Here is a 23,256-nt window from a genome sequence, read left to right on the forward strand (position 1 = left end):
GAGAGAGGGCTACTTGACCGCGCCGGCGGTGATGCCGCGGGTGAGGGTGCGCTGGAAGATCAGGAAGAAGATCAGCGTCGGGAGAAGGCCCAGGAGAGCGCTCGCGCTGGTCGTGGTGACGTCCATGATCTTGTCGCCCTGGAGGCTCGAGATCGCGATCGGGACGGTCTGCGTCGCGTCGCTCACCAGGAAGACCAGCGGGATGAGGAACTCGTTCCAGGTCCAGATGAAGAAGAAGATCATCAGCACCGAGAGGGTGGGCCGCGAGATCGGGACGATCACCCGGGTGAGGACCTGCCACTTCGAGGCGCCGTCGAGAGCCGCGGCCTCGAGGATCTCCTTCGGGAAGGTGCCGTAGACGCTCGAGAGCAGATAGGTGCCGAACGCCGACTGGATGACGGTGAAGATGACGATGACCGACAGCTGGGTGTCGTAGATCCCGACCGCTTTGAACATGTAGTACAGCGGGTAGAGCAGGGCCTCCTGCGGGAGCATGTTCGCCAGCAGGAACAGGACGATGATCCAGCTCCGGCCGCGGACCCGGCCGATGCCGATCGCGTAGGCGTTCAGCACCGAGAGGGCGACGGCGAGGATCGCGACCGACCCCGAGATGAGGATCGAGTTGCCGAGCTTCTCGGGGAAGTCGACGCGGCTCCAGAAGGTCGAGAGGCCGTCGAAGGAGAGGCCGGTCGGGAAGGCGAGCGGGCCGTTCGCCGAGTACTCCGCGGGGGTCTTGAAGGAGTTGAGCAGGATCAGCAGCACCGGGCTGATGATCACGAGCCCGATCACCACGGCGACGGCGAGGATCACCCAGTCGCCGAGGGTGCGCTTCGTCGTGCCCTTCGCGGGCTTGGCGGGACGGGAGGACGGGAGGTCCGCGTCCTGCGTGCCGGCCTGGGTGAGGGGCAGGGTCTCGATGGCCGACATCAGCGGGCTCCTTCGCTGCGCTCGACGCGCTCCTGGGCGCGGATGAACAGCACGGCGAGGATCACGATGACGATCGTGAGCGCGGTCGCGATGGTGGCGCCGTAGCCCACCTGCTGCTTCTGGAAGAACTCGGTGTACGAGTAGTAGGAGGGGACGATCGTGGAGTCGCCGGGGCCGCCGCGGGTCAGGGCGTAGATCGGGCCGAAGACCTTCAGCGCGGCGATGGTGCAGGTGAGGGTGACCACGAAGATCTCGGGCCGGATGATCGAGACCGTGATCCAGCGGAAGCGCTGGAACCAGTTCGCCCCGTCGAGCTCCGCCGCCTCGTAGAGCTCGGGGTCCACGCGCTGCAGTGCCGCCATGAAGATGACGACCGGGTAGCCCAGCTGCACCCAGATCATCACGACCATGATCGAGAGCATCGCGGTGTCCGGCTTGCCGAGCCAGTCGTGCGAGAGGGAGCCGAGCCCGACGGCCTCGAGGATCGAGTTCAGCGCGCCGTTGTCGGGGCGGAGGATCCAGCCGATGACGATCGCGGCGATGACGGTCGGCAGGATCTGCGGAAGGTAGTAGGTGGCGCGGAGGAAGCTCGCCAGGCGCCCGCCGAACTTCTTGCCGACGAGATCGAAGAGGATCGCCGCGAGCAGGAGTCCGAGGATCGTGGGGACGATCACCATCGCGATGATCATGTAGACCGAGTTGAGGAACGAGGTCCAGAACTGGTCGTCGCCCATCAGCTCGATCCAGTTGTCGAGGCCGATGAAGATCGGCGGCTTGATGCCGCGCCAGGACGTGAAGCTGATGTAGACGTTCCAGATCAGCGGGATCAGCACGATGAACGTGAAGAGCACGAACCCGGGGATCAGGTAGAGCCAGTAGCCGCCGGAGCGCTTCTCGCGGGGCGGCGTCGTGGGAGGCGGCGCGCTCTCCGCGCGACGAGGTGCTGTCGTCGTCATGGGTACTCCTAGGTCGGACGGGGTCGTGGGTGTGCTGCCGCGGGATGCCGCTCCGGTACGGAGGCGACGGCGTGTCGTGTACCGGAGCGGCATCCAGCGGGGGGGGGAGGCTCGGCGGTGTTCGTGCGACCCCCTCGAGGGGTCGCCGTCACGTCCTCAGGTCTTCCACGGCCGTTCCGCGCCTGCAGGCGCGGGGCCGGCCGCCGTGGCCGACATCACGTGACGCTTCCGCGTCACGTGATGTCGGCGACTCCGTCGTCGTACTTGGCCTGGAGGTCGGAGAGCATGGCGGACTCGTCGGAGGAGCCGTTGATGAGCTCCTGCGTGGCGGCGACCAGGTCGTCGTAGAAGGTCGCGGTGGGCCAGTCGGGGTAGAAGGAGAGCTGGTCGCCGTCGACGACCGTCTTCCACTGCGCAAGCAGCGCCTTGCTCTTCTCGTCCGTGATGGCGCTCTCGTCGACGACCAGCGGGATGCCTCCGTTGTTGCCGATGAGGTTCTGGATCTCGGGTCGCATCGTGATGTCGATCCACTTGTAGGCGAGGTCCTTGTTCGTCGCCGTCTCCGGGATCACCCAGTGGTTGCCGGCGGAGCCCATCGTGAACTCGGCGCCCGGGAAGAGGAACGTGTCCCACTCGAATGCGGTGATCTCGGTCTTGAAGCGGCCGAACCACCAGGAGCCCGAGAAGAAGATCGGGTACTCGCCCGAGATGAACGCCGTGCCCGCGTCCTCCGCCTTCAGCCCGGAGGCGTCGGCCGAGAAGTAGCCCTTGTCGACGTAGGTCTTCAGCTGGTCGGCCGCGTAGCTCCAGGCCGCGTCCTCGAAGTCGACCTCGCCCGTGTAGGTCTGGTAGTCGGTGATCCAGGAGCGGTCGGCCTTCAGCAGCGCTAGCTGGTAGAAGAGCTGCTGCAGCGGGTACTCGGCGCCGGCCTCGGCCAGCGGGGTGATCCCCTTGGCCACGAAGGCGTCGAGGACGGCCGTGAACTCCTCGTAGGTGGTGGGGACCTCGAGGCCGTTCGCGGCGAAGGCGTCCTTGTTGTAGTAGACGAAGGTGAACTCGCCGTAGTTGGGGATGCCGTACCAGGAGCCGGAGCCCATGATCCCGTTCTCGTCGTACTTCGCGGTGGTCTGGAGCGCGCCGGGGATCAGCGAGTCCCAGCCGTAGAACGCGACCGCCTCGTCGAGGTTGGTGAGCAGGCCCTGGCTCGAGAGGAGTCCGCTGGTCGCGTTGCCCTTGTTGTACTCGACGACGTCGGGTGCCGAGTTGGAGTTGAAGATCTGGCTGGCGCCGGTGCGCAGCTGCTCGAAGGCCTTGAACTCGTACGCGATCTCGGCCCCCGTCTCCTGGGTGAAGATGTCGCGGGCGGCGAGCCACGCGATGCCGCGGTCGCTGTCGGGCGTCTCGAAGTCCCAGAGCGTGAGGGTGCGGCCGGCGCCGTCGACCGTGGTCGAGAGCGCGTCGGAGCCGGCGTCGGAGCCGCCACCGGAGCAGGCGGCCAGCGCGAACATCGCGCTGAGGCCGACTCCGCCGGCGAGGAGGTTGCGCCGGCTGAGACCGGCGGTCGGGCGGTGGAAGGCGGAGCGGGATCGGAGCGACATTGCGGTGGTTCTCCTTCGAACGGTGCGGTGGTGCTGCGGAGGTGGTGCAGGGAGCGCTCTCTCGCGGGGGCGTGGTGTCGAAGCGTTTCGACAGTGCGCAGAGCCGGAGCGGGCAGGAAGAGGGTGGAGGACTAGAGGGAGACTGGCGCGGGAGCGCCGGACGGGACCGCCGGCACCGGAGCGCCGGTCGGAGCGACCGCGAGGGATCCGCGGTCGACGTAGGAGGGCGGGAGCAGCTCGACGCCGACGGTGCGGCCGGAGTCGATCTGCTGGAGGGTCCGCGCGACGGCCGCTCGGCACATCGCGTCGAACGGGAGGGGAAGACTGCTGGTGGGGACCGGGAGGGCGCCGCCGTCATAGCTGGCGCAGGCCGCCAGGATCGACAGGTCGCCGGGGACGGAGAGGCCGCGCTCGAGGACGCGCTCGATCGCCGCCTCCGCCACGGGCTCGTTGCAGTGCAGCACGAGCGCGGTGGGCGGGACGGGTGCGGCGAGGATCGCGTCGATCGCGGCCGATGCGCTCGGGCGGCCGATGTGCGGGCGCTCGACCGCGATCTCGACTCCGAGCGCTGCGGCCTCGGCGCGGAACGCCTCGTCGAAGCGGCGGACGAAGCCTGCGTTGCGGTCGGTGTAGGACTGCGGGTGCTCGAGCAGGCCGAGCGAGCGGTGGCCCAGCTCGGCGAGCCGGCGGACGCTCTGGCGGGCGGCCTCGGCGAAGTCGAGGTCGACGCAGGCGAGATCGTGGGAGTCGGCGGGCACGCCGATGAAGGTGGCGGGGACCCCGGCCGCGCGGATCAGCTCGGCGCGGTCGTCGTCGTCGTCGACGCCCATCAGGACGATGCCGTCGACGAGCGAGGAGGAGGAGACGCGCCCGATGCCGCTGGAGGCCTCGTCGGTGACGAGCAGCAGGACGTCGTAGTCCGACTCCCGGGCGCGCTCGAGCACCTCGGTGACGAAGCGCATGTGGGTCGGCAGGTGCAGCTCGCCGCGCATCGGGGCGGAGAGGGCGAGGATGTGGGTCCGCGCCCCGGCGAGCATCCGGGCTCCCGCGTGGGGCCGGTAGCCGAGCTGGCGCACCGCGTCGTCGACGCGCTGCCGTGTGGAGGCGGCGATCGAGCGCTTGCCGGAGAGGGCGTAGGAGACGGTGCTGATCGAGACTCCGGCAGCGCGGGCCACGTCGTGGATGGTCGCCATGGCTCCTCCTGCCGGACGTCGTCGTCGGTCGCGGTCGAGCTTCGAAGCGCTTCGACCGGTCGTGCTGGAGCGACTGTACGCACAGTCGAAGCGCTTGCGCAAGCGATCCTCGCGACGTCCTCCCCGGGCACCGGCCCGCTCCGCGAGCGGTTCCGCGGCACGAGCGGGCGGCACCCGCGATGGGGCCGAAGGGCGACGCGCCGGGCCTTCCGCTCGTTGCGCCTCTCGATCCTCAGGAGATATGTTGGGCTCAACAACAATTCGGCGACGTCGCCGGAAAGGATTCGGATCCCATGTCCCTGACCCCCACCCGCGCCGACAAGTTCTCGTTCGGCCTCTGGACCATCGGCTACAACGGGACGGACCCGTTCGGCGGCCCGACCCGCGAGCCGCTCGACGTCGTCCACGCGGTCGAGAAGCTCGACGAGCTCGGCGCGTACGGCCTCACCTTCCACGACGACGACCTGTTCGCCTTCGGCTCCACCGACGCCGAGCGCCAGACCCAGATCGATCGCCTCAAGGGCGCGCTGGAGTCCACCGGCCTCATCGTGCCGATGGTCACCACGAACCTCTTCAGCGCCCCGGTCTTCAAGGACGGCGGCTTCACCTCGAACGACCGCGACGTCCGCCGCTTCGCGCTGCGCAAGGTCCTCCGCAACATCGACCTCGCCGCCGAGCTGGGCGCGAAGACGTTCGTCATGTGGGGCGGCCGCGAGGGCGCCGAGTACGACTCCGCCAAGGACATCCGCGCCGCGCTCGAGCGCTACCGCGAGGCCGTCAACCTGCTCGGCGACTACGTCACCGACAAGGGCTACGACATCCGCTTCGCCATCGAGCCCAAGCCGAACGAGCCCCGCGGCGACATCCTGCTTCCGACGCTCGGCCACGCGATCGCGTTCATCGACTCCCTCGAGCGCCCCGAGCTCGTCGGCGTGAACCCCGAGGTCGGCCACGAGCAGATGGCGGGCCTGAACTTCACCGCCGGCATCGCCCAGGCGCTGTACCACGGCAAGCTCTTCCACATCGACCTCAACGGCCAGCGCGGCATCAAGTACGACCAGGACCTGGTCTTCGGCCACGGCGACCTGCACAACGCGTTCTCGCTCGTCGACCTCCTCGAGAACGGCGGCCCCGGCGGCGTCCCGGCCTACGACGGCCCGCGCCACTTCGACTACAAGCCCTCGCGCACCGAGGACGAGACCGGAGTCTGGGACTCGGCCGCCGCGAACATGCGCACCTACCTGCTGCTCAAGGAGCGCGCCGCGGCCTTCCGCGCCGACCCCGAGGTGCAGGAGGCGCTGGCAGCCGCGAAGGTCGCCGAGCTCTCCACCCCGACGCTGAACGAGGGCGAGTCGTACGACGACCTGCTCGCGGACACCGCCTCGTACGAGTCGTTCGACGCCGACGCCTACCTCGGCGGCAAGGGCTTCGGCTTCGTGCGCCTGCAGCAGCTGGCCACCGAGCACCTGCTCGGCGCCCGCGGCTGACCCGCACCCTCTGAGCCCGCGGTCCGCCGCGGGACGACCTGAGACGGACGAGATCCCCTGCACCGGCACGGGGTCTCGTCCGTTCTCCTGCATCCGGCCCGGTTCCGCACCGGACGCCCGAACCCGCACCCCCCAACGAAAGAGGACAGCGATGACGCTCGTCGCAGGGATCGACTCGTCGACCCAGAGCTGCAAGGTGGTCGTCCGCGACCTCGACACCGGCGCCGTGGTGCGCACCGGCCGGGCGAGCCACCCGGACGGCACCGAGGTCGATCCGGCCGCGTGGTGGGAGGCGCTGCAGCTCGCCCTCGCCGACGCCGGCGGGCTCGACGACGTCGCCGCGATCTCGGTCGGCGGCCAGCAGCACGGCATGGTCGTCCTCGACGAGAGCGGCGCCGTCATCCGCCCCGCTCTGCTCTGGAACGACACCCGCAGCGCGCCCGCCGCCGCCGCGCTCGTCGAGGAGCTCGGAGCCGGGGCCTGGGCGGAGCGGACCGGATCGGTGCCGGTCGCCTCCTTCACCGCCACCAAGCTCCGCTGGCTGCGCGACGCCGAGCCCGAGAACGCCGCCCGTGTCGCCGCCGTCGCGCTCCCCCACGACTGGCTGACCTGGCGCCTGCTCGGCTACGGCCCCGACTCCGCCCGCGGTCCGCAGCTCGACGCCCTCACGACCGACCGGTCCGACGCGTCCGGCACCTCGTACTGGGGAGCGGACGGCTACGACCTCGACCTGCTCGAGCGCGCCCTCGGCCACCGCCCGCTGCTCCCCCGCGTGCTCGGCCCCTCGGAGGAGGCGGGCCGCACCGAGAGCGGACTCGTCGTCGGCCCCGGCGCGGGCGACAACGCGGGCGCCGCGCTCGGCCTCGGCGCCGGCCCCGGCGACGTGGTCGTCAGCATCGGCACGAGCGGCACCGTCTTCGCCGTCACGGACGACCCGGTGCGCGACGCCTCCGGGACCGTCGCCGGCTTCGCCGATGCGAGCGGGCGCTTCCTGCCGCTGGTCGCGACGCTCAACGCCGCGCGCGTGCTGGCCTCGACCGCGACCCTGCTCGGCAGCGACTTCGACGAGTTCGCCGCACTGGCGCTCGAGGCGGAGCCGGGTGCCGACGGCCTCGTGCTGGTCCCCTACTTCGAGGGCGAGCGCACGCCGAACCTGCCGGACGCGACCGCGAGCCTGCACGGGATGACCATCGCCTCGACCACGCGACCGAACCTCGCCCGCGCGGCGATCGAGGGCATGCTCTGCGGACTGGCCGACGGGCTCGACGCCGTTCGCGCGCAGGGAGTGGAGGCGCGGCGCATCCTCCTCATCGGCGGAGCCGCGCAGAACCGCGCCGTGCAGCTCGCTGCATCGCAGGTGTTCGACGTGCCCGTGCAGGTGCCGACGCCCGGCGAGTACGTGGCCGACGGTGCCGCCGTGCAGGCCGCCTGGGCGCTGACCGGATCGCGTCCGACGTGGACCGTCACCTCGGTGGCCGAGCCCGCGCCGGACCACCGCCCCGTGATCCGCGAGCAGTACGCGGCCGCCCGCGCCTGAGAATCCGGCCCCGGCCCTCTCCAGGGTCGGGGCCTTGCCGCAAGCCCCAGTGGACGGGGAGCGGAACCGCGCTACTCTCATTACTCAGCCAGCTGACTAATGGAGGAGCGACATGACCGCCACACGAACCCCCGACCGCGCCGACCGGATCCGCCAGGTCGTCGTCGCCGTGAGCGCGGTGCTCGCCCTCATCGGCTCCTTCATCGGCTCGGGCGCCGCGGGCGGCACGCAGATCCAGAACGCGGCCGGCGGCGCCCTGACCGCGTCCTCGACCCCCATCGCTCCCGACGGCCCCGCCTTCGCGATCTGGAGCGTCATCTACACCGGCCTCATCGCCTACGCGATCTGGCAGTTCCTGCCCTCGCAGACCGCCCGCACCCGCCACCGCCGGCTGGGCTACTGGGCCGCCGCGAGCCTCCTCCTGAACGCCGCGTGGATCCTGGTCGTCCAGGCCGGCTTCCTGACGCTCAGCGTCGTCGTGATCGCCCTGCTGCTCGCCGTGCTCGCGCGCATCTTCGTGATCCTGCGGACCACCCGCTCGGCCGGAGTGGTCGACGCGATCGTGACGGACGGCACCTTCGGGCTCTACCTCGGCTGGGTGTGCGTGGCCACGGCCGCGAACGTCACCGCCGGGCTCGTCGGCGCCGGAGTCGGCAGCGCGGACGGTCCGGGCGCCGCGGTCTGGGCGGTCGTCGTCCTCGCCGTCGCCGCGCTCGTCGGACTCCTGATCGCGGTCACCGGCCGCGGCCGCATCGCCCCGATGCTCTCGCTCGTCTGGGGACTCTCCTGGGTCGCCGTCGGCCGCTTCGCCGGCGAGCTCGTCTCGGTCCCCGCCGGGATCGCCGCGCTGGTCGCCGCCGCCGTGGTGCTGGTGGTCACCCTCCTCGTCCGCGCCACCGCGGGACGCCGGGTCAGCGCCGCCTGACCCCTGCGCGACGAAGGCCGAGAGGCCGGGACAGCCCTGGTCCGGGGCCGCCCGGCCTCTCGGCCTTCGTCGTGGTGGCGGATCAGGTGATCAGCGTGTCGACGTACTCCCGGTTCTCGTCCATCCACGCGGCGAGGGCGGCGGAGCGGTCGTCGGCCCCGTCGTTGAACAGCGCGTTCTCGAGCGAGTAGAGCGTCTTCGAGTCCATCCGGAAGTCGCGGATCCAGCGGCTCATCGTCGGGTAGTCCGCGTCGAACGCGGCCGAGCCGAAGGAGTGGATCCCCTCCGCCTGCCCGAGCAGGCCCTTCGGGTCCGCGAGGTCCTTGACCGGGAAGGCGTCGTAGGCCCAGTGCGGGCGCCAGAGCGTGACGGCGATGTTCTCGCCCGCGGCGGTCGCGCTCGAGAGCTCCTGGAGCATGGCCGGCGTCGAGGAGGTGAGGTAGTCCATCCCCTCCAGGCCGTAGCCGGGGATGACGTCCTCGGTCGTCGTCTTGTTGAGACCGGAGCCGGGCTCGATGCCGATCAGGCGGTTGCCGACGACGCCCGGGTCGGCGGCGAGCTCCTCGAGGGAGTCGATCGGGGCGTCCTCGTTGACCGCGATGGTCAGCTTCGCCTCATCGTTCCACGCGCCCAGGTCGACGATCGAGTCGCCGTACTGCTCGACGTACCGGGCGTGGGTGAGCGGCAGCCAGGTGTCGAGGGCGAGGTCGTAGTCGCCGGTCGAGAGGCCCTGGAAGCCGGGGGCGACGTCGGCGTTCTGCAGGGTCACGTCGTAGCCCTGCTCCTCGAGCACCGCCTCCCACAGAGCGGAGACGGCGATCCCCTCGTCCCAGCCCTGGAACACGGCGACGGTCACGTCGGTGCGGTCGCCGTTGTCGACGGAGGCGGCGGTGGCGGGAGCGGCGAGGGTCGCGGCCCCGAGGGACGCGACCAGGCCGATCGAGACGACGCCGACGGCCGAGCGGGTCGCCACGACGGCGCGGCGGTTCTTCGCCCGGGCGACCCTCGCCGGCGAGGGCGAGCCCAGCGCGCCGGTCATCCGGTCGAGGACGACCGCGAGGATCACGACGGAGATGCCCGCCTCGAAGCCGAGCGCGACATCGATCCGGTTGAGGCTCGCGACGACGTCGCCGCCCAACCCTCCGGCGCCGACCATGCCCGCGATGACGACCATCGAGAGCGAGAGCATGATGACCTGGTTGAGGCCCGCCAGGATCGAGGGCAGGGCCAGCGGCAGCTGGATCTGCCGGAGGATCCGCCACTTCGAGGAGCCGAACGACTCCCCCGCCTCGACGAGCTCCGGGTCGACGCCGCGGATGCCCAGCTCGGTGAGCCGGACGCCCGGCGCCATCGCGAACACGATGGTCGCGACGATGCCCGGCACCACTCCGACCCGGAACAGGATCAGCGCGGGGATCAGGTAGACGAAGGCCGGCATCGTCTGCATCAGGTCGAGCACGGGCCGGATGACCGCGGAGGCCGTGCGGTTGCGCGCGGCGAGCACGCCCAGCGGCACGCTCAGCGCGATGGCGATCACGGAGGCGACGAGCACCAGCGCGAGGGAGTCCATCGCGTTCTCCCACTGGTCGACCCCCACGATCAGCAGGAGCCCCACGGCGGTGCCGGCCGCGAAGACCCAGCCGCGGACGGCGTAGGCCAGTACGGCGAGGAAGGCGACGATCACCCAGAAGGGCGGTGTCGCGAGGACGAGGTCGACGCCGGAGTAGAGGGCGCCGAAGACGGTGCGCAGCAGGTCGAAGACCGGCTGGAAGGTCTGCGTGAGGACGTCGACGGCACCCTCGGCGAGGGCGCCGAGCGGGAGGCGGAATCCGAGATCGGTCATCGTGCACCTCCGTCCGCCGCGAGGACGGCGTCCTCGACGGGGCCTCCGGTCGCGTGCAGGGTCGCGGTGACGACCTCGGTCGAGACGGTGGCGGGCGGCTCGATCACCGGGTGCTCGCCGGTGCGGGCGGGCACGTTGCCGAGCGCCGCGAGCAGGGTCACCCGCGGGATAGCTCCGAGCAGACGCCCGTCGGCGTCGACCACGGCGACCGGCAGCGCCGACTCGACGGCGGGCTCGATGACCTCGCTGAGGGCGGTGTCCGGACCGACGGTGACGACGTCGGAGGTGAGGACCGCCGAGAGGTCGCCGGTGCTCCGGCGCACCTGCTCGATCACGTCGCGGTCGCGGACCGTGCCCAGCAGGCGGCGTCCGCCGCCCACCACGAACGCGGCCGAGGTCTGCAGGTCGCGCATGCTCCGGAGCGCGGCGCGGGGACCGGCCGCGAGGGTGACCACGGAGCGGGCGGGCTCCATCACGGCGGAGGCGGTGAGCACGCGGGCGCGGTCGACGTCCTGCACGAACTGGGCGACGTAGTCGTTCGCCGGGTCGGTGAGGATCTCCTCCGGGGTGCCGATCTGGACGATGCGGCCGTCGCGCATCACCGCGATGCGGTCGCCGAGGAACATGGCCTCGTTGAGGTCGTGCGTGATCAAGACGATGGTCTTGCCGAGCTCGTGCTGCAGCTCGATCAGCTGCTCCTGCATCTCGCGGCGGATCAGCGGGTCGAGTGCCGAGAACGCCTCGTCCATCAGCACGATGTCGGTGTCGGCGGCGAGCGCCCGGGCGAGGCCGACGCGCTGGCGCATGCCGCCGGAGAGCTCGTCGGGCATCTTCTCGTGCCAGCCGGCGAGACCGGCGCGCTCGACCGCGAGCAGGGCCCGCTCGCGGCGCTCGGCCGCGGGGACGCCCTGGATCTCGAGCGGGTACGCGACGTTGTCGAGCACGGTGCGGTGCGGGAGGAGCGCGAAGTGCTGGAACACCATCGACACCGACGAGCGGCGCACGCGGCGCAGCTCCGCCTCGGAGACGCCGGTGATGGTGGAGCCCTCGATCAGGACCTCGCCCGCGGAGGGCTCCTGGAGCCCGTTCAGCATGCGGATCAGGGTGGACTTCCCGGAGCCGGAGAGGCCCATCACGACGAAGATCTCGCCGCGGCGCACGGTGAAGGACGCGTCGATCACCGCGGCCGTGCCGAGTCCGGCGAGCTCGCCGCGGTCGGCGCCCTCGCCCAGTCGGCGGACGACCTCGTCGGGCTTCCGGCCGAACACCTTGAAGAGGTGGCGGGCCTCGAGAGCGGGGGTCGCGGGATCGGCGCCCGCCTCGCTCCGGGGCTCGCTGATGATCTGCTGGTTCTGGTGCACGTACACTCCGTCGGCGCGCAGGGACGACGCCCTGCGCTCATCTCGTGGTGCCGGGTCGGGAGCGTGGGACAGCCGTGCGTCGAGCCTCCGCGTGCGTCCCGCCGCTCAGCGCGGCAGGGGGTGGAGGCGAGAGCGTCCGAGGCGGCCTCGGGGCCGCCTCCACTCCCGTTGACCGTACGATCGCGGCGCGTCCTGGGGGGACGCCGTGCGAGCGCGGACCGGTTCATCGGGGCCCGTGAGGACCGCCGACCACGGTAGCCGCGGAGCCGCCGAGGGGCAAACGTCGGACAATTGCGGGGGCGGGTCCAGGGGTGGTGATGAACCGATCGGCGCGAGCGAATGTGCTGGTCGGAGCTGGTTTCCGGAGTGTTGCGCGATCGTTACCGTGATGGCGCGGCCGGCGGCGCTCGTTCCGGCCGGTCTCCATCCGCCGCTGCTCGACCGGCGAGGAGGCCCCGCAGCTCAGACGGTGGTCTCGCCCGCCGGGCCCGAGGGGGCCGCCGCGCCGACTCCACTGACGGGCTCGCCCTGCCAGGACACGAGCGTCCACGCGTCGCCCGAGCCCTCGAGGACGACGACGCCGGTGTTGTCGAGCAGGTGGTCGGCGATGAAGCGCGCATCGAGGTCGAGGGAGCGCAGACCCGCCCAGCAGCGGATGGCCGCGCCGTGGCTGATCAGCGCGACGACCTCGTGCCCGAGCGCCTCCGCCTCCGCCACCACCGCGTCGTAGCGCGCCGCGAACTCGTCGCCCGTCTCGCCGCCCGCGAGCCGGATCGACGTCTCGCCGCCGGCCCAGCGGAAGACCGTGCCCATGTACTCCTCGACCGCCGCCCCGTCGCCGCGCATCTCGAGCCCCGCGGCAGCGACCTCGCGGATGCCGTCGCGCTCGATCGGCTCGAGCCCGAGGGCCGCGGCGAGAGGGGCGGCCGTCTCGTGGGTGCGGACCATCGTCGAGACGAGCAGCGCGCCGATCCCCTCGCCGGCGAGCCGACCGGGCAGCGCCGCGGCCTGGGTGCGGCCGAGGTCGGTGAGCCCGGGTCCGGGGATGCGGGTGTCGAGGAGCCCGGCGACGTTGGAGGGGGTCTGGCCGTGGCGGATCAGGAGGAGGCGCATCCGCCCACGCTAACCGCGGAGGCTGGGCTTCCGGGGCGCGCGGTCGCGCTCGCTCCCGCCGTTGTGCGGCGAGTGCGGCGCTGTCACGATGTGCGGGGACGCTCCCGGACCGGGAGCCGCAGACGGACGGGACGGGCGGACATGGCCTCCGAAGACGGTTTCTCGAAGGACGAGCGCGCGGCGATGAAGCAGCGCGCGGCCGAGCTGCGGGCGGAGGCGAAGCGGCAGAAGAGCGCCGACAAGGCCGACGCCGACCGCAGGGACGCGGAGGCCGCGATCGCCGCGATGACCGACGAGGAGCGGCCGATCGCCCAGATGCTGCACGACGTCGTCGGCGAGACCGCTCCCGACCTCCTCCCGAAGACCTGGTACGGCTTCCCCGCCTACGCGCGCTCCGACGGCAAGGCGATCGTCTTCTTCCAGCCCGGCGCGAAGTTCGGCACGCGCTACTCGACCCTCGGCTTCCAGGACGGCGCGCAGCTCGACGACGGCACGATCTGGCCGACCGCCTACGCGCTCGTCTCCGCCGACGCCGAGACGCGCGCCGCCGTCACCGAGCTGGTCCGCCGCGCGGCCGGGGCCTGATCCCGTGGCGCACGTCTACGACGAGATCGACGAGAGCCTCTCCTCCTGGATCCACGAGCAGCCGATGTGGTTCGTCGCCACCGCGCCCCTCGCCGCGGACGGGCACATCAACATGTCGACGCGCGGCCACGACTCGTTCTCGATCCTCGGCCCGCGGCGGGTCGGCTGGGTCGACTACACGGGCAGCGGAGTCGAGACGATCGCGCACCTGCGCGAGAACGGGCGCGTGTGCCTGATGTTCGCGTCGTTCGGACCGCGTCCGCGCATCGTCCGCCTGCACGGCACCGGCTCCGTGCACCTGCCCGGTTCGGAGGCGTTCGCCGAGGTCGCCGAGCAGCACCCCGAGCACCCGAGCACCCGCGCGGTCGTCACCGTCGAGCTCACCCGCATCAGCGACGCGTGCGGCTGGGGCGTGCCGGTGATGGAGCCGGTCGGCGAGCGCGACCTGCTCCTCCTCCAAGCCGAGAAGAAGGGCCCCGACGGCATGGCCGAGTACCGAGCCACGCGCAACGCGGTCAGCATCGACGGGCTGCCGGGCTACCCGCTGGACTGAGCGGCGGGGAGCGGCGGAGGCACGACGCGCACGGGTCTCCCGACCGGCTCGAGCAGGGTCTCAGTGATGACGGGTAGCGGGTTCGACCCGGTGGGGCGGGAGTCGACGGACAACCGAGCCGTCGGCACTCCCGCAGCAGACAGGACGTCCTCGGGGAGCGGCTCTGCCGGTCGCTGGATCCCTTCGGCAGCCTCTTCTCGGTGATGCGAGGGCCGCCCGACGACGCGGCGTCGACCAGACCGTCGCGGTCCGTGACACGGCGGGTCGCGACAGGTCCTGGAGGAGAAGGCGCTGACCCTACTGGCCAGCGCCGGCGGGTCCCTCGCCGACCGTGCGCCGGGCGATCAGCCATCCCTGGCTGGTGGGGCGCAGCAGCTGCGTGATCGAGGCCACCGCCCACACCTCCGGGTGCGCCGGAGTGCCGCGGGCGAGAGAGAGGGTCGAGTGCGCGGACGCGCCCTCGACGGTGCCCGGCGTCACCGTGATGTCGCTGGTCAGGTGCAGAGTCCCGGACGGTTCGGCCGCCCAGATCCTCGTGACGGCCGCCCGGACCGCGTCGTGGCCGGACGCCTCTCCCTGGGCTCCGTCGAGGACCATGTCCTCGGTGGTCAGCGCCAGGTAGCCGTCGACGTCGCGAGCCGTCGCGAGCTCATCGGCTCGGCGGACGACCGCAGCGAGCTGCCGCCGGTCGTCATCGGAGAGGTCGGTCACGCTGAGGGCCCGCCGGGGCGCAGCCATCCGCTGATCTGCGCGACTCTGTCGGGCGAGAAGACCCGCTTCGGAACTCGGCCCTGGACAGCCTTCGCGGGGACGGAGGAGTAGGCCGAACCGGTCTGGTCGGCGTACTGCGCCACCCGGAAGCTCACGGCGAGGCTGCACAGCGCGTAGGCCTCGCTCTCGCTGAGGCCCGACGCCGCATGCAGCCAGGTGATGAGACCGCGGAGGCATTCCACCAGGGCGTCGTCGAGGTTGTCGCTGAACCCGAAGCCGATCCACTCCGTCGCCGTCTCGACCAGTGGTCCGGTCAGCGGCACTGCCCTGTGGAGGTCGTAGCGGATGACGAGTTCCTCGGCGGCCGTCTCGATGGCTGTCTGATCGACGACTCCGTCGCCCTGAACGGCGTGGATGTCGCCGAACCAGACCCGACCACCGGGAGTGAACACCGGGAGGAAGACCGAGCTGCCGGCTGTCAGCGCGTTGACGACGAGGTTGCCGCCGTAGGGGCCCGAGAGGATGGCGCTGGTGGGTTCCTCGCCCGCCGGCTCGGTGCCGATGACCCCGATGAACGGATCGAGGTCGAACTCCACACCGGGGACGAATTCCGCGCGCCGGCGGTCGTCATCGAATCGGAAGTAGTGCAGGTACGGCTCAGAGAAGTCGTGAGGCAGCGCGCCGACTCCGAGCGGGAAGCTGTTCCACCCCCAGTCGAGTGTGCGCAGCGTCTCGATGGTGCACTCGATGACATCGCCAGGGGCGGCACCGGTGACCTCGACAGGTCCGAGCATCGAATACGGGCCCTGCGGGTACTTGTGGCGAAGAGGTTCCCGTTCGGCGAACGTCATCCCGAAGACTGCTTCGTCGCCCCAGTGCGTCCAGGTCGCGGGGAACGACACCCGATCGCCGGAGTCGATGGATGCGACCGGCGGCGCGGTCGGGTCGAGGTAACCGGAGCGGACCGTGCTCGCGGTCGATGGCACGGAGTGGGTTTCGGGCATTTCCTACCTCCGAGAAGTCGAGGGTCCCACTCTGCTCGGGGACGACGGCGTTCGCCTTCGTCATTCGTCGAGTCCTCGACCGCTGACCGCCGCTCAGCGCGACGGGACCGGTTCGCGGAAGCACGCACGAGGACGCTTCGCACACGTCCCCAGGGGATGTACTCCTGGGACCAGTAGTCGGCCCGGATCTTCAGGAGGGGCCCCTCGACGGCGGAAGCCACCGAGATGGAGCGAAGGTCCCGGAGGGTTCCCGCGATGCGTGTCTGCGGGTCCTTTCGAGCTCGCTCGACAACTGCTCGGGAGTGATTCGCGTCGGGAGGGACGACCGCGAGCAGCCGCCGGCATCCACCGGAGGCGCATTCGACGGTCCCGCTGACGAGCTCGCTCCCCTGTGGACGGTCGATGGCCGAGGCCGCCAACCGCGCTGGTGAGGCTCATCCACGGGTCGGGACGAGAGCGAGCTCCGGGGAGCTCCGGCCGATCCCAGGAGGGGCGGACGTGGAGCGCGGCTGAGGCCTGCTCGATCGACGATCCGATCGGACGGCGTCCACACCATCGGCCCCGCAGAGATCCCCTGGCCGATCCGCCCGCCGCTACCCCCGCTCGTCGACGGCCCGGATCGAGAACAGCTCCTGCGGGGTGCAGTCGAGCGCGTCGCAGATGAGCGTCAGCGTCGTGAAGCGGATCGCGCGGGCGCGGTTGTTCTTGAGGATGGAGAGGTTCGCCATCGTGATGCCGGTGCGGGCAGAGAGGGCGGTGAGGGTCACGCCGCGCTCGGCCAGCACTGCTCCGAGGTGGCAGTCGATCCGGTGCCTCTCGTCGTCGGCGGGCTCAGACAACGCCGTCGACGTCCCGTTCGAGCTTCGCGCCGGCGCGGAACGCCGCCGTCAGGGCGAGGGCCACCACTCCGGCGAGCAGGACGGGGACGGGCCACTGCGGCAGGTTCGTCCCGATGGCCTGGTAGTCGCCGCCGAGGAAGGCGTCGCGCTGCTCGTCGGTCACCCGGCCGGCGGCGAAGAGCAGGCCGATGCCGGAGCTGAGGTACAGGCCGGCCGCGGTGTCGGCGAGGCCCTGCGCCACTCCTCCGATCAGCAGGGCAAGGCTCAGACGGCGCCAGTTCGCGAGGACGAAGGGGTCGAACGGGCGTCCGGCCGCGATGCCGCGGAGGACCCGCAGGAGGAAGACCGCGGCGAGGACGATCGTGACCGCCTGGAGGAGGCTCGGCAGCGCACCGAGCAGCCGGAGGGAGAGGGCGGCGTCGGCGAGCGTGGGCGCGGTGCCCTCGCGCGGCTCGGCCTGCAGCAGCTGCGGGAGGCTCCGGAGCGGGAGGCGGCCGTCCGCTCCCCCGAAGACCAGCAGGGTGCGCCCGGTGGTGACGGTCCAGGTCTGCAGGAGCGCGGTGAGCACGGAGAAGACCGCGACGATGAGCAGGACCGCTCTGGCCACCCGGAACACGCGCGGACGCTCCCGGACCGGTCCGCTGGGGATGACACTCGTCATGGCGTGCTCCTTATCGATCATCGATGTTATCGAATATCGATACTACGCACGCCGGTCCGCCGATGTCGACCCGCGGCGCCCCGCCGACCACGGAGACGGCGGGAGGGGTGGTTGCCCGGGGCGAGGAGCCCGATCTAGCGTGGAGGGATGTCGGATGCGAGGGAGCGCGCCGCCCGGTACCGGGCCGGCGCCGCGGGCGAGGAGGAGGCGGAGCAGCCCGCCCTGCCGGAGGATCCGCTCGAGCGGGCCGCGTTCGTCGAGACGGCGATCCAGCTCGCGATCCGCCGCGGCGACTTCGACGACCTGCCGGGATCGGGGAAGCCGCTCCCGGACCTGGGCGCGGCCCACGACCCGGACTGGTGGATCCGCCGCAAGATCGAGCGCGAGAACCTCACCGGTATCGGCCCGGCCGCCTTCCTCCTCCGCGCCGAGGACCGCGCGCTCGACGAGCGCCTCGACCGCCTGCACCGCGAGGAGGAGGTGCGCGCCGAGCTCGCCGACTTCAACACGCGGGTGATCGAGGCACGCCGCCAGCTGCTGGGCGGGCCGCCCGTCGTCACCCCGCTCCGGGACGTCGACGAGGAGGTCGCCGCCTGGTCGCAGCGGCGCGCCGATCGCGCCGCCGAGGCCGAGGCCCGGGCGGCCGCCGAGCCGGAGCGGTCCCGCCGCTGGTGGTCGCGGCGGCGCTGACGTCCCCGGAAACCGGACAGACCTGCCCCTCCCACTGGGGTCCCGCCCCGGGAAACCGGGCGGGAGCGCGCCTCCGAATCATGCGTACACATCAAGTCGACCGGAGTCCGCATGCTCACCGCCACCACCCCCGCACGCCTCCCGAGGGCCCACCCCTCGACCCTCGCCGCGCCGCCGCTCGCACTGCTCGAGCCCGACTCGGACCGGATGCTCGTCATCCGCGCCGCGGAGGGCGACGACCGCGCGTTTGCCACCATCGTCCGCCGCTACACCGCGCTGCTCCGCGCGACGGCCGCCCGCACCCTCCGCAGCAGCGCCGACGTCGACGACGTGGTGCAGGAGACGTTCCTCGCGGCGTGGACCCACGTGGACAGCGTGATCGACGGCGAGACCATCGCCGGCTGGCTCGTCACGACCGCCCGCCGCCGCAGCGTCGACCGGCTCCGCTCCAGCGTCTCGCGGCTGCGAGCCGAGCTGGACGACGAGTTCCCCGCCTCCGCTGCCGACGACCCGGAGCACGCCGCGCACTGCGGATCGCTCGCCGCCGACGCCAACCGGGTGCTCGCCGCGATGCCCCCGGCCCAGCGCCGCTGCTGGGAGCTGCGCCAGCTGGAGCAGTGCAGCTACGACGCGATCGCGCACGAGCTGGGGCTCACGACCTCGACCGTCCGCGGACTGCTCGCCCGCGCCCGCGGGACCCTCCGCACGGAGCTCGCCCACTGGCGCTGATCCGCGCTGCGGATCTCGGCGCAGGCGACCGGGCGGGGGCCTTCAGCGCAGGAGAACCGGCCCCGCGCCGATCCGCACCCGGAACAGCGAGTACGGGTACGTCCGCAGATCTGTGCCGCCCTGGTAGTCGGCCTGGCGGTGCAGCTGGTTCGCGGTGACGTACAGGTGCTCGTCCGTCGCGATCGACATGGTGTCGGGCCAGAGCAGCCGCTCGTCGTGCACGATCGTCTCCATCGTGCCGTCGGTGCGACGGCGGACGATCGCGTTGTTCTCGTAGCTCGTGGCGTAGAAGCGGCCCAGCGCATCCGTCTCGAGGCCGTCCGCTCCCCCGCCCTTGTCGCCCTCGTCGACGACGGTCGCCGCGACGTCCTCGTCCGGCACCGACCGGTCGACCAGGGCCGCCGTCGCCACGCTGAACCAGCGGCGGGAGGCGAGCGGGCAGTACCAGAGGCGCTCGCCGTCGGCCGAGATCGCGATGCCGTCGGCGCCCATCGTCACCGGCTGAGGGTCGCCGTCGGCCGGGCGCTTCATCAGCACGCGGCCCTCGGCCATCGGCACGAGCTCCGGAGGAGTGAGCGCCTTCGTGCTCGGGTGGTCGTGCAGGCGGCGCCAGGCGGTCACCGCCTCGAGGTCGACGACGATGATCCCGTTCGGGCCGGAGTCGGCCGAGTCGGTGATGTAGGCGATGCCGCGCCGCAGATCGAAGCGCACGTCGTTGAGGTAGGTGGTCGGCAGGGCGACGTCCGGCTCGAGGAGGATCACCTGCTCGACGGTGTCGGTCGCCAGGTCGACGCGGACGAGCTTGGGGCCGCCCTTCTTCGTCGGCTCGAACATCGGGCTGCCGGTGTCGAGGATCCAGAGCCGGTCGGCCGGATCGACGACGATGCTCTGCACCGAGACGAGGGCGCCGGCGTCGTCGATTCCCGACGGCGTGTTCCAGGCCTCGTCCGGGTAGGGCACCGCCGCTCCGTCGACCAGCTCCACGACCGTGGCCGGGACCTCGTCTCCCCACTTCGGGAAGTTCACGAAGATCCGCCCGGTGTGCGAGACGCTGACGCCGGTGGGCATCGGCCCGCTGGTGAAGGCGTGCACGAGCTCCAGCTCGCCGAGCGGCTCGTCGACCGGGCGCGTGCCGCGGGTCTCGTCGGTCGGTCCCCAGAATCCCATGGTGCTCTCGCTGTCCTCCCGCCGGCGCGGGCTCGTGGCGGTCTCGGTGCCGGTCGGGTGCGGAGTTGGTGCCCGCCCCGACGAGTGCTCCTCATCCTGCGCGTCGGCGCCGGTCGGCGGGGAGGAGGTGGCGGACGAGGCGGCGAGCGCCTAGCATCCGGCCGCCGCGGGCGACCCGGGAGCCGCGACCGAGGAGGCGGAGGAGGACCGGCCCGCGTCCGACTTCGGCACGGCCTTCACGAAGGGGCTCAGCATCGGGACGCGGCAGTGCCCGGTGGAGCGGGTCGCCTCGGCGGCCGCTCCCGCCGCCCGCAGTGCACCGCCCCCCGCCGTCGCGCTCACCCGCTGGTCGGCGGGTCGACGGACCGCTGATCCGCCGGCCGTCCGCTTCCGGACATGACCGCTAGAGGGCGTTGCCACTGCGGCCGCTCACCTGCCACGGTCGCAGAGCGACCGACGACGGTCCACCGATCAGAAGGACCGAGGCCCGCACATGGACGACTCCTCTTCGACCGAGACCAGCACGAGCGAGATGACGCCCGAGGTGCTGGCCGCGTTCAGCGACGCCTGGACCCGCCACGACCTCGAAGCGCTGATGAGTCACATGACCGACGACTGCGTGTACGGCGCGTCCGTCGGCCCCGAGCCCGGCCGCACCTGGACGGGGAAGGAACAGGTCCGCGAGGGATTCGCGCTCATGCTCGCCTTCGACACCGGACAGGAGCGACACGAGGAGGGGGCTCCCCTCATCGCCGGGACGCGCGGCGCGGCCACCTGGTCCTTCACCGGGACCGGCCCCGACGGCCGACCCCAGGTCACGCGGGGCTGCGACATCTACGAGTTCCGCGGCGGGAGGATCGCCCGCAAGGACGCGTTCCGGAAGGTCTACCGGGCGGACGAGGAGTAGTCCAGGTCGGCCTCCCTCGCGCAGCGGAGCCGGAGCGGCGTCCTCGTACCGGGTGGCCCCGCGCCTGCCCGCGGAGCTGATCGCATGGCTGGCCACGTCGGCGGGCAGCTGGGTCGTCGGGCAGGTGCTCACGACCGACGGCGGGTTCAGCCTGTGACCGGAGCCGCGGCGCAGCGGCTCCGGACCTAGTCGGAGGCGACGGCCCGCACGATGGTGCGGGCGACCTCGAGCACCTCGCGCTCGTGGCTCAGGTGCACCTCGTGCACCGCTCCGGGCCAGGACAGCAGCGGCGCGTCCAGGGCGGCGGCGACGCGCCGATGCGCGCGATGCAGGGAGGACCCGGGCCTGCGGTCCGCGGTCACCACGGCCGCGGGGACCGCGGGCAGCTGAGACTCGTCGAAGCCCCGCGCCACCTGCTCCAGACCGGCGGCGGCGGAGGCGAGCCCCGGCAGGTCGACGTCCGCCATCGCGAGAGCGGCCGCGCGCGCGGCCGGGCTCATCGCGTGGCGCCTCGCCGACCGGGCGGCGCTCGTGCGCAGCAGCGCGGACAGCGCTCGGCCGAGCCCCGGCAGTCTCGAGAGCGTCGCCGTCGCCCGGGCCGTCCGCTCCACCTGACGCGCCAGTGCCGTGTCGTTGACGGGCGTCGGGTCGAGGAGCACCAGTCCCGCGACGTCCTCGGGATGATCGCGAGCGAGCAGCATCGCGACGGCACCGCCGAGGCTCTGGCCGATCACGACGACGGGACCTGTCCCGAGGCCGGCCAGCACGGCGTGGACGGCGTCTGCGGCGTCGGTGAGTCCGCCGGCGACCTCCGACCCCGCTGTGCCCGGTCTGTCGTAGAGGACCACCCGGCAGCCCGGATCGACGATCAGGCCCTCGACCAGCCCGGGGAAGAACCCGTCGACGGCCTCGCCCCCGCCCGGCAGGAGGAGCACGGCCTGCCCGGACTCACCCCGCACCTGCAGCATCCGGCGAGCCTAGCCGGGGAGCCGTCCGCCGACGACGACCGGCGGGGCCGGGCCCGGGGATGATGGCCGCATGGGAACTCGTGGGGCCGGAGTGCTGTGGGTGGTGAGCGCGCTCGCCTACGTGGGAGCGGAGGCGGTCGCCGCGTCCGCGTTCCCGGGCTACAGCTACGCACGGAACTACATCAGCGATCTCGGCGTGCCCGAGGTGGGCGTGTTCCAGGGGCGCGCGATCGACTCGCCGCTGCACGCGGTGATGAACGCCGGATTCCTCCTGCAGGGGGCGCTCTACCTCGCCGCCGCCGTCACGACCGTGCGGGCGGCGCGGGGTGGATCGCGGGGGCTGTTCCTCTCCCTCGCCGTGGTCCACGCCGTGGGCATCGCCGTGGTGGGCCTCGTGCACGGGAGCAGCGCCAGTGCGCAGAACGGGATCGGCGGCCTGCACGTGGTCGGCGCCGCGATGGCGATCGTCGGCGGCAACGCGGCCTCGATCGTCGCCGGTGCCGCGGCCCGGCGCGGCCGCGCCCCGTGGGCGCTCGGGACGGTCGGGATCGTGCTCGGCGCGGTCGGCCTGCTCGCGCTGCTGATGCTGCAGGTCGACACCCGCGTGCCCGGCGTCGATCTGCTGCCCGACGGCGTCTGGGAGCGCGCCTCCGTCTACGCCGTCACGGCCTGGCAGCTCGCGACCGGCCTGCGGCTGCTCCGACGGCCGGAGGTGCCGCGGCAGCCGCGGCCTCCTCAGACCGCGGGCAGCGGCGCGCAGGTGCGCAGCGCCGTGCACCGGCTCTTCCAGCTCGGGATCCGGATCCCGGAGGCCCTCTCGGTCGTCGTGTTCGACGACAACCCGTGGAGCGAGCTGGTCACCCCGCCGCTCAGCGTCGTCCGCCAGCCGATCGACATGCTCGCCCGTCACAGCGTCGAGCTCGTCCTCGCCCGCATGCAGGGCCGCCTCCCCGAGGCGCCGCAGCACATCGAGGTGCAGGCCGACCTCGTCATCCGCTCCAGCTGCGCCGCACCCCCGCAGCGCTGATCCCCCTCCCCCCTCCGAAAGGCACGCCATGTCCGATCCCGTCGTCGTCACCGCGATCTTCACTCCCGCCGAGGGGCAGCGCGACACGCTCGTCGCCGCCCTCTCCACCGCCATCGCGGAGGTGCACGAGGAGGAGGGCTGCGAGCTCTACGCGATCCACGACTCGCCCGACGGCACCATCGTCATGCTGGAGAAGTGGACGAGCGGCGACCTGCTCGACGCGCACGGCGCCGGCGAGCCGGTCGTCCGCCTCAACGAGGCGATCCGCGGACTCGTCGCCCACCCGCCCGTCGTGACGCGGCTCGTCCCGATCCCGGCCGGCACCTCGCAGCAGGGCGAGCTCTAGCACCCGGGGGCGGGGCCGCTCCGGATCCGGATCGCGCGCCTCCCGCCGGAAACGCGCGCGAAACAGCGGAGGCCTACGGTCGGGAGCGACCCCGCCGCCCCGGCCGCTCCCTGGAGGATCCGCATGCCC

At 72.2% G+C, this 23,256-nt stretch carries 24 protein-coding genes; 10 read left to right on the forward strand and 14 right to left on the reverse strand.

Going from position 1 to position 23,256, the window contains the following annotated elements; translation table 11 throughout:
* Positions 1-9 precede the first annotated feature (9 nt).
* The 4 genes from C5D09_RS15070 to C5D09_RS15085 form a co-directional block, all read right to left on the reverse strand.
* Positions 10-927, reverse strand: a complete 918-nt coding sequence (locus C5D09_RS15070; protein ID WP_104269664.1) for a carbohydrate ABC transporter permease — start codon at positions 925-927, stop codon at positions 10-12.
* The gene (locus C5D09_RS15075) at positions 927-1,883 is read right to left on the reverse strand and encodes a carbohydrate ABC transporter permease (protein ID WP_104224874.1); all 957 of its coding nucleotides are present in this window, start codon (positions 1,881-1,883) and stop codon (positions 927-929) included. The genes C5D09_RS15070 and C5D09_RS15075 overlap by 1 nt, the downstream gene beginning before the upstream one ends.
* Before the next feature lie 233 nt (positions 1,884-2,116).
* The gene (locus C5D09_RS15080; protein WP_258067020.1) at positions 2,117-3,481 is read right to left on the reverse strand and encodes an ABC transporter substrate-binding protein; all 1,365 of its coding nucleotides are present in this window, start codon (positions 3,479-3,481) and stop codon (positions 2,117-2,119) included.
* A gap of 131 nt (positions 3,482-3,612) precedes the next feature.
* Positions 3,613-4,674 carry a LacI family DNA-binding transcriptional regulator gene (locus C5D09_RS15085; protein ID WP_104269665.1) on the reverse strand — a complete coding sequence of 354 codons (1,062 nt, stop codon included), beginning with the start codon at positions 4,672-4,674 and terminating at the stop codon, positions 3,613-3,615.
* Positions 4,675-4,967: 293 nt separating this feature from the next.
* On the opposite strand from C5D09_RS15085, the gene xylA reads away from it, so the two are divergent.
* From xylA to C5D09_RS15100, 3 genes are all read left to right on the forward strand, one after another.
* Complete coding sequence (xylA, locus tag C5D09_RS15090; RefSeq protein WP_104224876.1) at positions 4,968-6,161, forward strand: xylose isomerase; 1,194 nt, start codon at positions 4,968-4,970, stop codon at positions 6,159-6,161.
* 151 nt (positions 6,162-6,312) lie between these two features.
* Positions 6,313-7,698: a xylulokinase gene (gene xylB, locus C5D09_RS15095; RefSeq protein WP_104269666.1), complete on the forward strand. Its 1,386-nt coding sequence runs from the start codon at positions 6,313-6,315 to the stop codon at positions 7,696-7,698.
* Between the two features lie 112 nt (positions 7,699-7,810).
* On the forward strand, positions 7,811-8,623 hold the full coding sequence (locus C5D09_RS15100; RefSeq protein WP_104224878.1) for a tryptophan-rich sensory protein: 813 nt from the start codon (positions 7,811-7,813) through the stop codon (positions 8,621-8,623).
* Positions 8,624-8,705: 82 nt separating this feature from the next.
* Here the strand turns inward: C5D09_RS15100 and C5D09_RS17965 are convergent, their stop codons facing one another.
* From C5D09_RS17965 to C5D09_RS15115, 3 genes are all read right to left on the reverse strand, one after another.
* Entirely contained in the window at positions 8,706-10,466 is a 1,761-nt protein-coding gene (locus C5D09_RS17965; RefSeq protein WP_104269667.1) for an ABC transporter permease/substrate binding protein, read from the reverse strand.
* Positions 10,463-11,827: a glycine betaine/L-proline ABC transporter ATP-binding protein gene (locus C5D09_RS15110; RefSeq protein WP_374953812.1), complete on the reverse strand. Its 1,365-nt coding sequence runs from the start codon at positions 11,825-11,827 to the stop codon at positions 10,463-10,465. The genes C5D09_RS17965 and C5D09_RS15110 overlap by 4 nt, the downstream gene beginning before the upstream one ends.
* A gap of 462 nt (positions 11,828-12,289) precedes the next feature.
* On the reverse strand, positions 12,290-12,940 hold the full coding sequence (locus C5D09_RS15115; protein WP_104269668.1) for a histidine phosphatase family protein: 651 nt from the start codon (positions 12,938-12,940) through the stop codon (positions 12,290-12,292).
* A gap of 141 nt (positions 12,941-13,081) precedes the next feature.
* On the opposite strand from C5D09_RS15115, the gene C5D09_RS15120 reads away from it, so the two are divergent.
* Positions 13,082-13,525, forward strand: coding sequence for a hypothetical protein (locus tag C5D09_RS15120; RefSeq protein WP_104227361.1), 444 nt, complete (start codon positions 13,082-13,084; stop codon positions 13,523-13,525).
* A 4-nt stretch (positions 13,526-13,529) separates the two neighbouring features.
* The gene (locus C5D09_RS15125; RefSeq protein WP_104269669.1) at positions 13,530-14,078 is read left to right on the forward strand and encodes a pyridoxamine 5'-phosphate oxidase family protein; all 549 of its coding nucleotides are present in this window, start codon (positions 13,530-13,532) and stop codon (positions 14,076-14,078) included.
* A 297-nt stretch (positions 14,079-14,375) separates the two neighbouring features.
* On the opposite strand, the gene C5D09_RS15130 is transcribed toward C5D09_RS15125, so the two are convergent.
* The 4 genes from C5D09_RS15130 to C5D09_RS15145 form a co-directional block, all read right to left on the reverse strand.
* Positions 14,376-14,789: a nuclear transport factor 2 family protein gene (locus C5D09_RS15130; RefSeq protein WP_181127440.1), complete on the reverse strand. Its 414-nt coding sequence runs from the start codon at positions 14,787-14,789 to the stop codon at positions 14,376-14,378.
* Positions 14,786-15,793 carry an acetamidase/formamidase family protein gene (locus tag C5D09_RS15135; RefSeq protein WP_104269671.1) on the reverse strand — a complete coding sequence of 336 codons (1,008 nt, stop codon included), beginning with the start codon at positions 15,791-15,793 and terminating at the stop codon, positions 14,786-14,788. The genes C5D09_RS15130 and C5D09_RS15135 overlap by 4 nt, the downstream gene beginning before the upstream one ends.
* Before the next feature lie 593 nt (positions 15,794-16,386).
* Positions 16,387-16,632, reverse strand: a complete 246-nt coding sequence (locus C5D09_RS15140) for a helix-turn-helix transcriptional regulator (protein ID WP_104224883.1) — start codon at positions 16,630-16,632, stop codon at positions 16,387-16,389.
* The gene (locus C5D09_RS15145; protein ID WP_104269672.1) at positions 16,625-17,293 is read right to left on the reverse strand and encodes a hypothetical protein; all 669 of its coding nucleotides are present in this window, start codon (positions 17,291-17,293) and stop codon (positions 16,625-16,627) included. Before C5D09_RS15145 ends, C5D09_RS15140 begins: the two co-directional genes overlap by 8 nt.
* A 147-nt stretch (positions 17,294-17,440) precedes the next feature.
* On the opposite strand from C5D09_RS15145, the gene C5D09_RS15150 reads away from it, so the two are divergent.
* Together C5D09_RS15150 and C5D09_RS15155 are read left to right on the forward strand one after the other, a co-directional pair.
* On the forward strand, positions 17,441-17,983 hold the full coding sequence (locus C5D09_RS15150; RefSeq protein WP_104234561.1) for a DUF1992 domain-containing protein: 543 nt from the start codon (positions 17,441-17,443) through the stop codon (positions 17,981-17,983).
* A 111-nt stretch (positions 17,984-18,094) separates the two neighbouring features.
* On the forward strand, positions 18,095-18,712 hold the full coding sequence (locus C5D09_RS15155; RefSeq protein ID WP_104269673.1) for an RNA polymerase sigma factor: 618 nt from the start codon (positions 18,095-18,097) through the stop codon (positions 18,710-18,712).
* A gap of 42 nt (positions 18,713-18,754) precedes the next feature.
* Here C5D09_RS15155 and C5D09_RS15160 read toward each other — a convergent pair whose 3' ends face one another.
* Both C5D09_RS15160 and C5D09_RS15165 read right to left on the reverse strand, forming a co-directional pair.
* A complete protein-coding gene (locus C5D09_RS15160; RefSeq protein WP_104269674.1) occupies positions 18,755-19,879 on the reverse strand; it encodes an L-dopachrome tautomerase-related protein in 1,125 nt (374 codons plus the stop codon).
* A gap of 150 nt (positions 19,880-20,029) precedes the next feature.
* A complete protein-coding gene (locus C5D09_RS15165; protein WP_104248123.1) occupies positions 20,030-20,221 on the reverse strand; it encodes a hypothetical protein in 192 nt (63 codons plus the stop codon).
* A 151-nt stretch (positions 20,222-20,372) separates the two neighbouring features.
* Between C5D09_RS15165 and C5D09_RS15170 the strand changes: the two genes are divergently transcribed.
* The gene (locus tag C5D09_RS15170; RefSeq protein WP_208543359.1) at positions 20,373-20,786 is read left to right on the forward strand and encodes a nuclear transport factor 2 family protein; all 414 of its coding nucleotides are present in this window, start codon (positions 20,373-20,375) and stop codon (positions 20,784-20,786) included.
* Positions 20,787-20,971: 185 nt separating this feature from the next.
* Here C5D09_RS15170 and C5D09_RS15180 read toward each other — a convergent pair whose 3' ends face one another.
* On the reverse strand, positions 20,972-21,754 hold the full coding sequence (locus tag C5D09_RS15180; RefSeq protein ID WP_104248124.1) for an alpha/beta fold hydrolase: 783 nt from the start codon (positions 21,752-21,754) through the stop codon (positions 20,972-20,974).
* A 70-nt stretch (positions 21,755-21,824) separates the two neighbouring features.
* Here C5D09_RS15180 and C5D09_RS15185 point away from each other — a divergent pair, with 70 nt between their 5' ends.
* Together C5D09_RS15185 and C5D09_RS15190 are read left to right on the forward strand one after the other, a co-directional pair.
* Positions 21,825-22,781: a DUF998 domain-containing protein gene (locus C5D09_RS15185; RefSeq protein ID WP_258063359.1), complete on the forward strand. Its 957-nt coding sequence runs from the start codon at positions 21,825-21,827 to the stop codon at positions 22,779-22,781.
* Between the two features lie 28 nt (positions 22,782-22,809).
* Complete coding sequence (locus C5D09_RS15190; RefSeq protein WP_104269675.1) at positions 22,810-23,127, forward strand: putative quinol monooxygenase; 318 nt, start codon at positions 22,810-22,812, stop codon at positions 23,125-23,127.
* Positions 23,128-23,256: the final 129 nt, after the last annotated feature.

Origin of the sequence: Rathayibacter sp. AY1C9 (genome assembly GCF_002932315.1) — a bacterium.
Taxonomy (GTDB): domain Bacteria; phylum Actinomycetota; class Actinomycetes; order Actinomycetales; family Microbacteriaceae; genus Rathayibacter.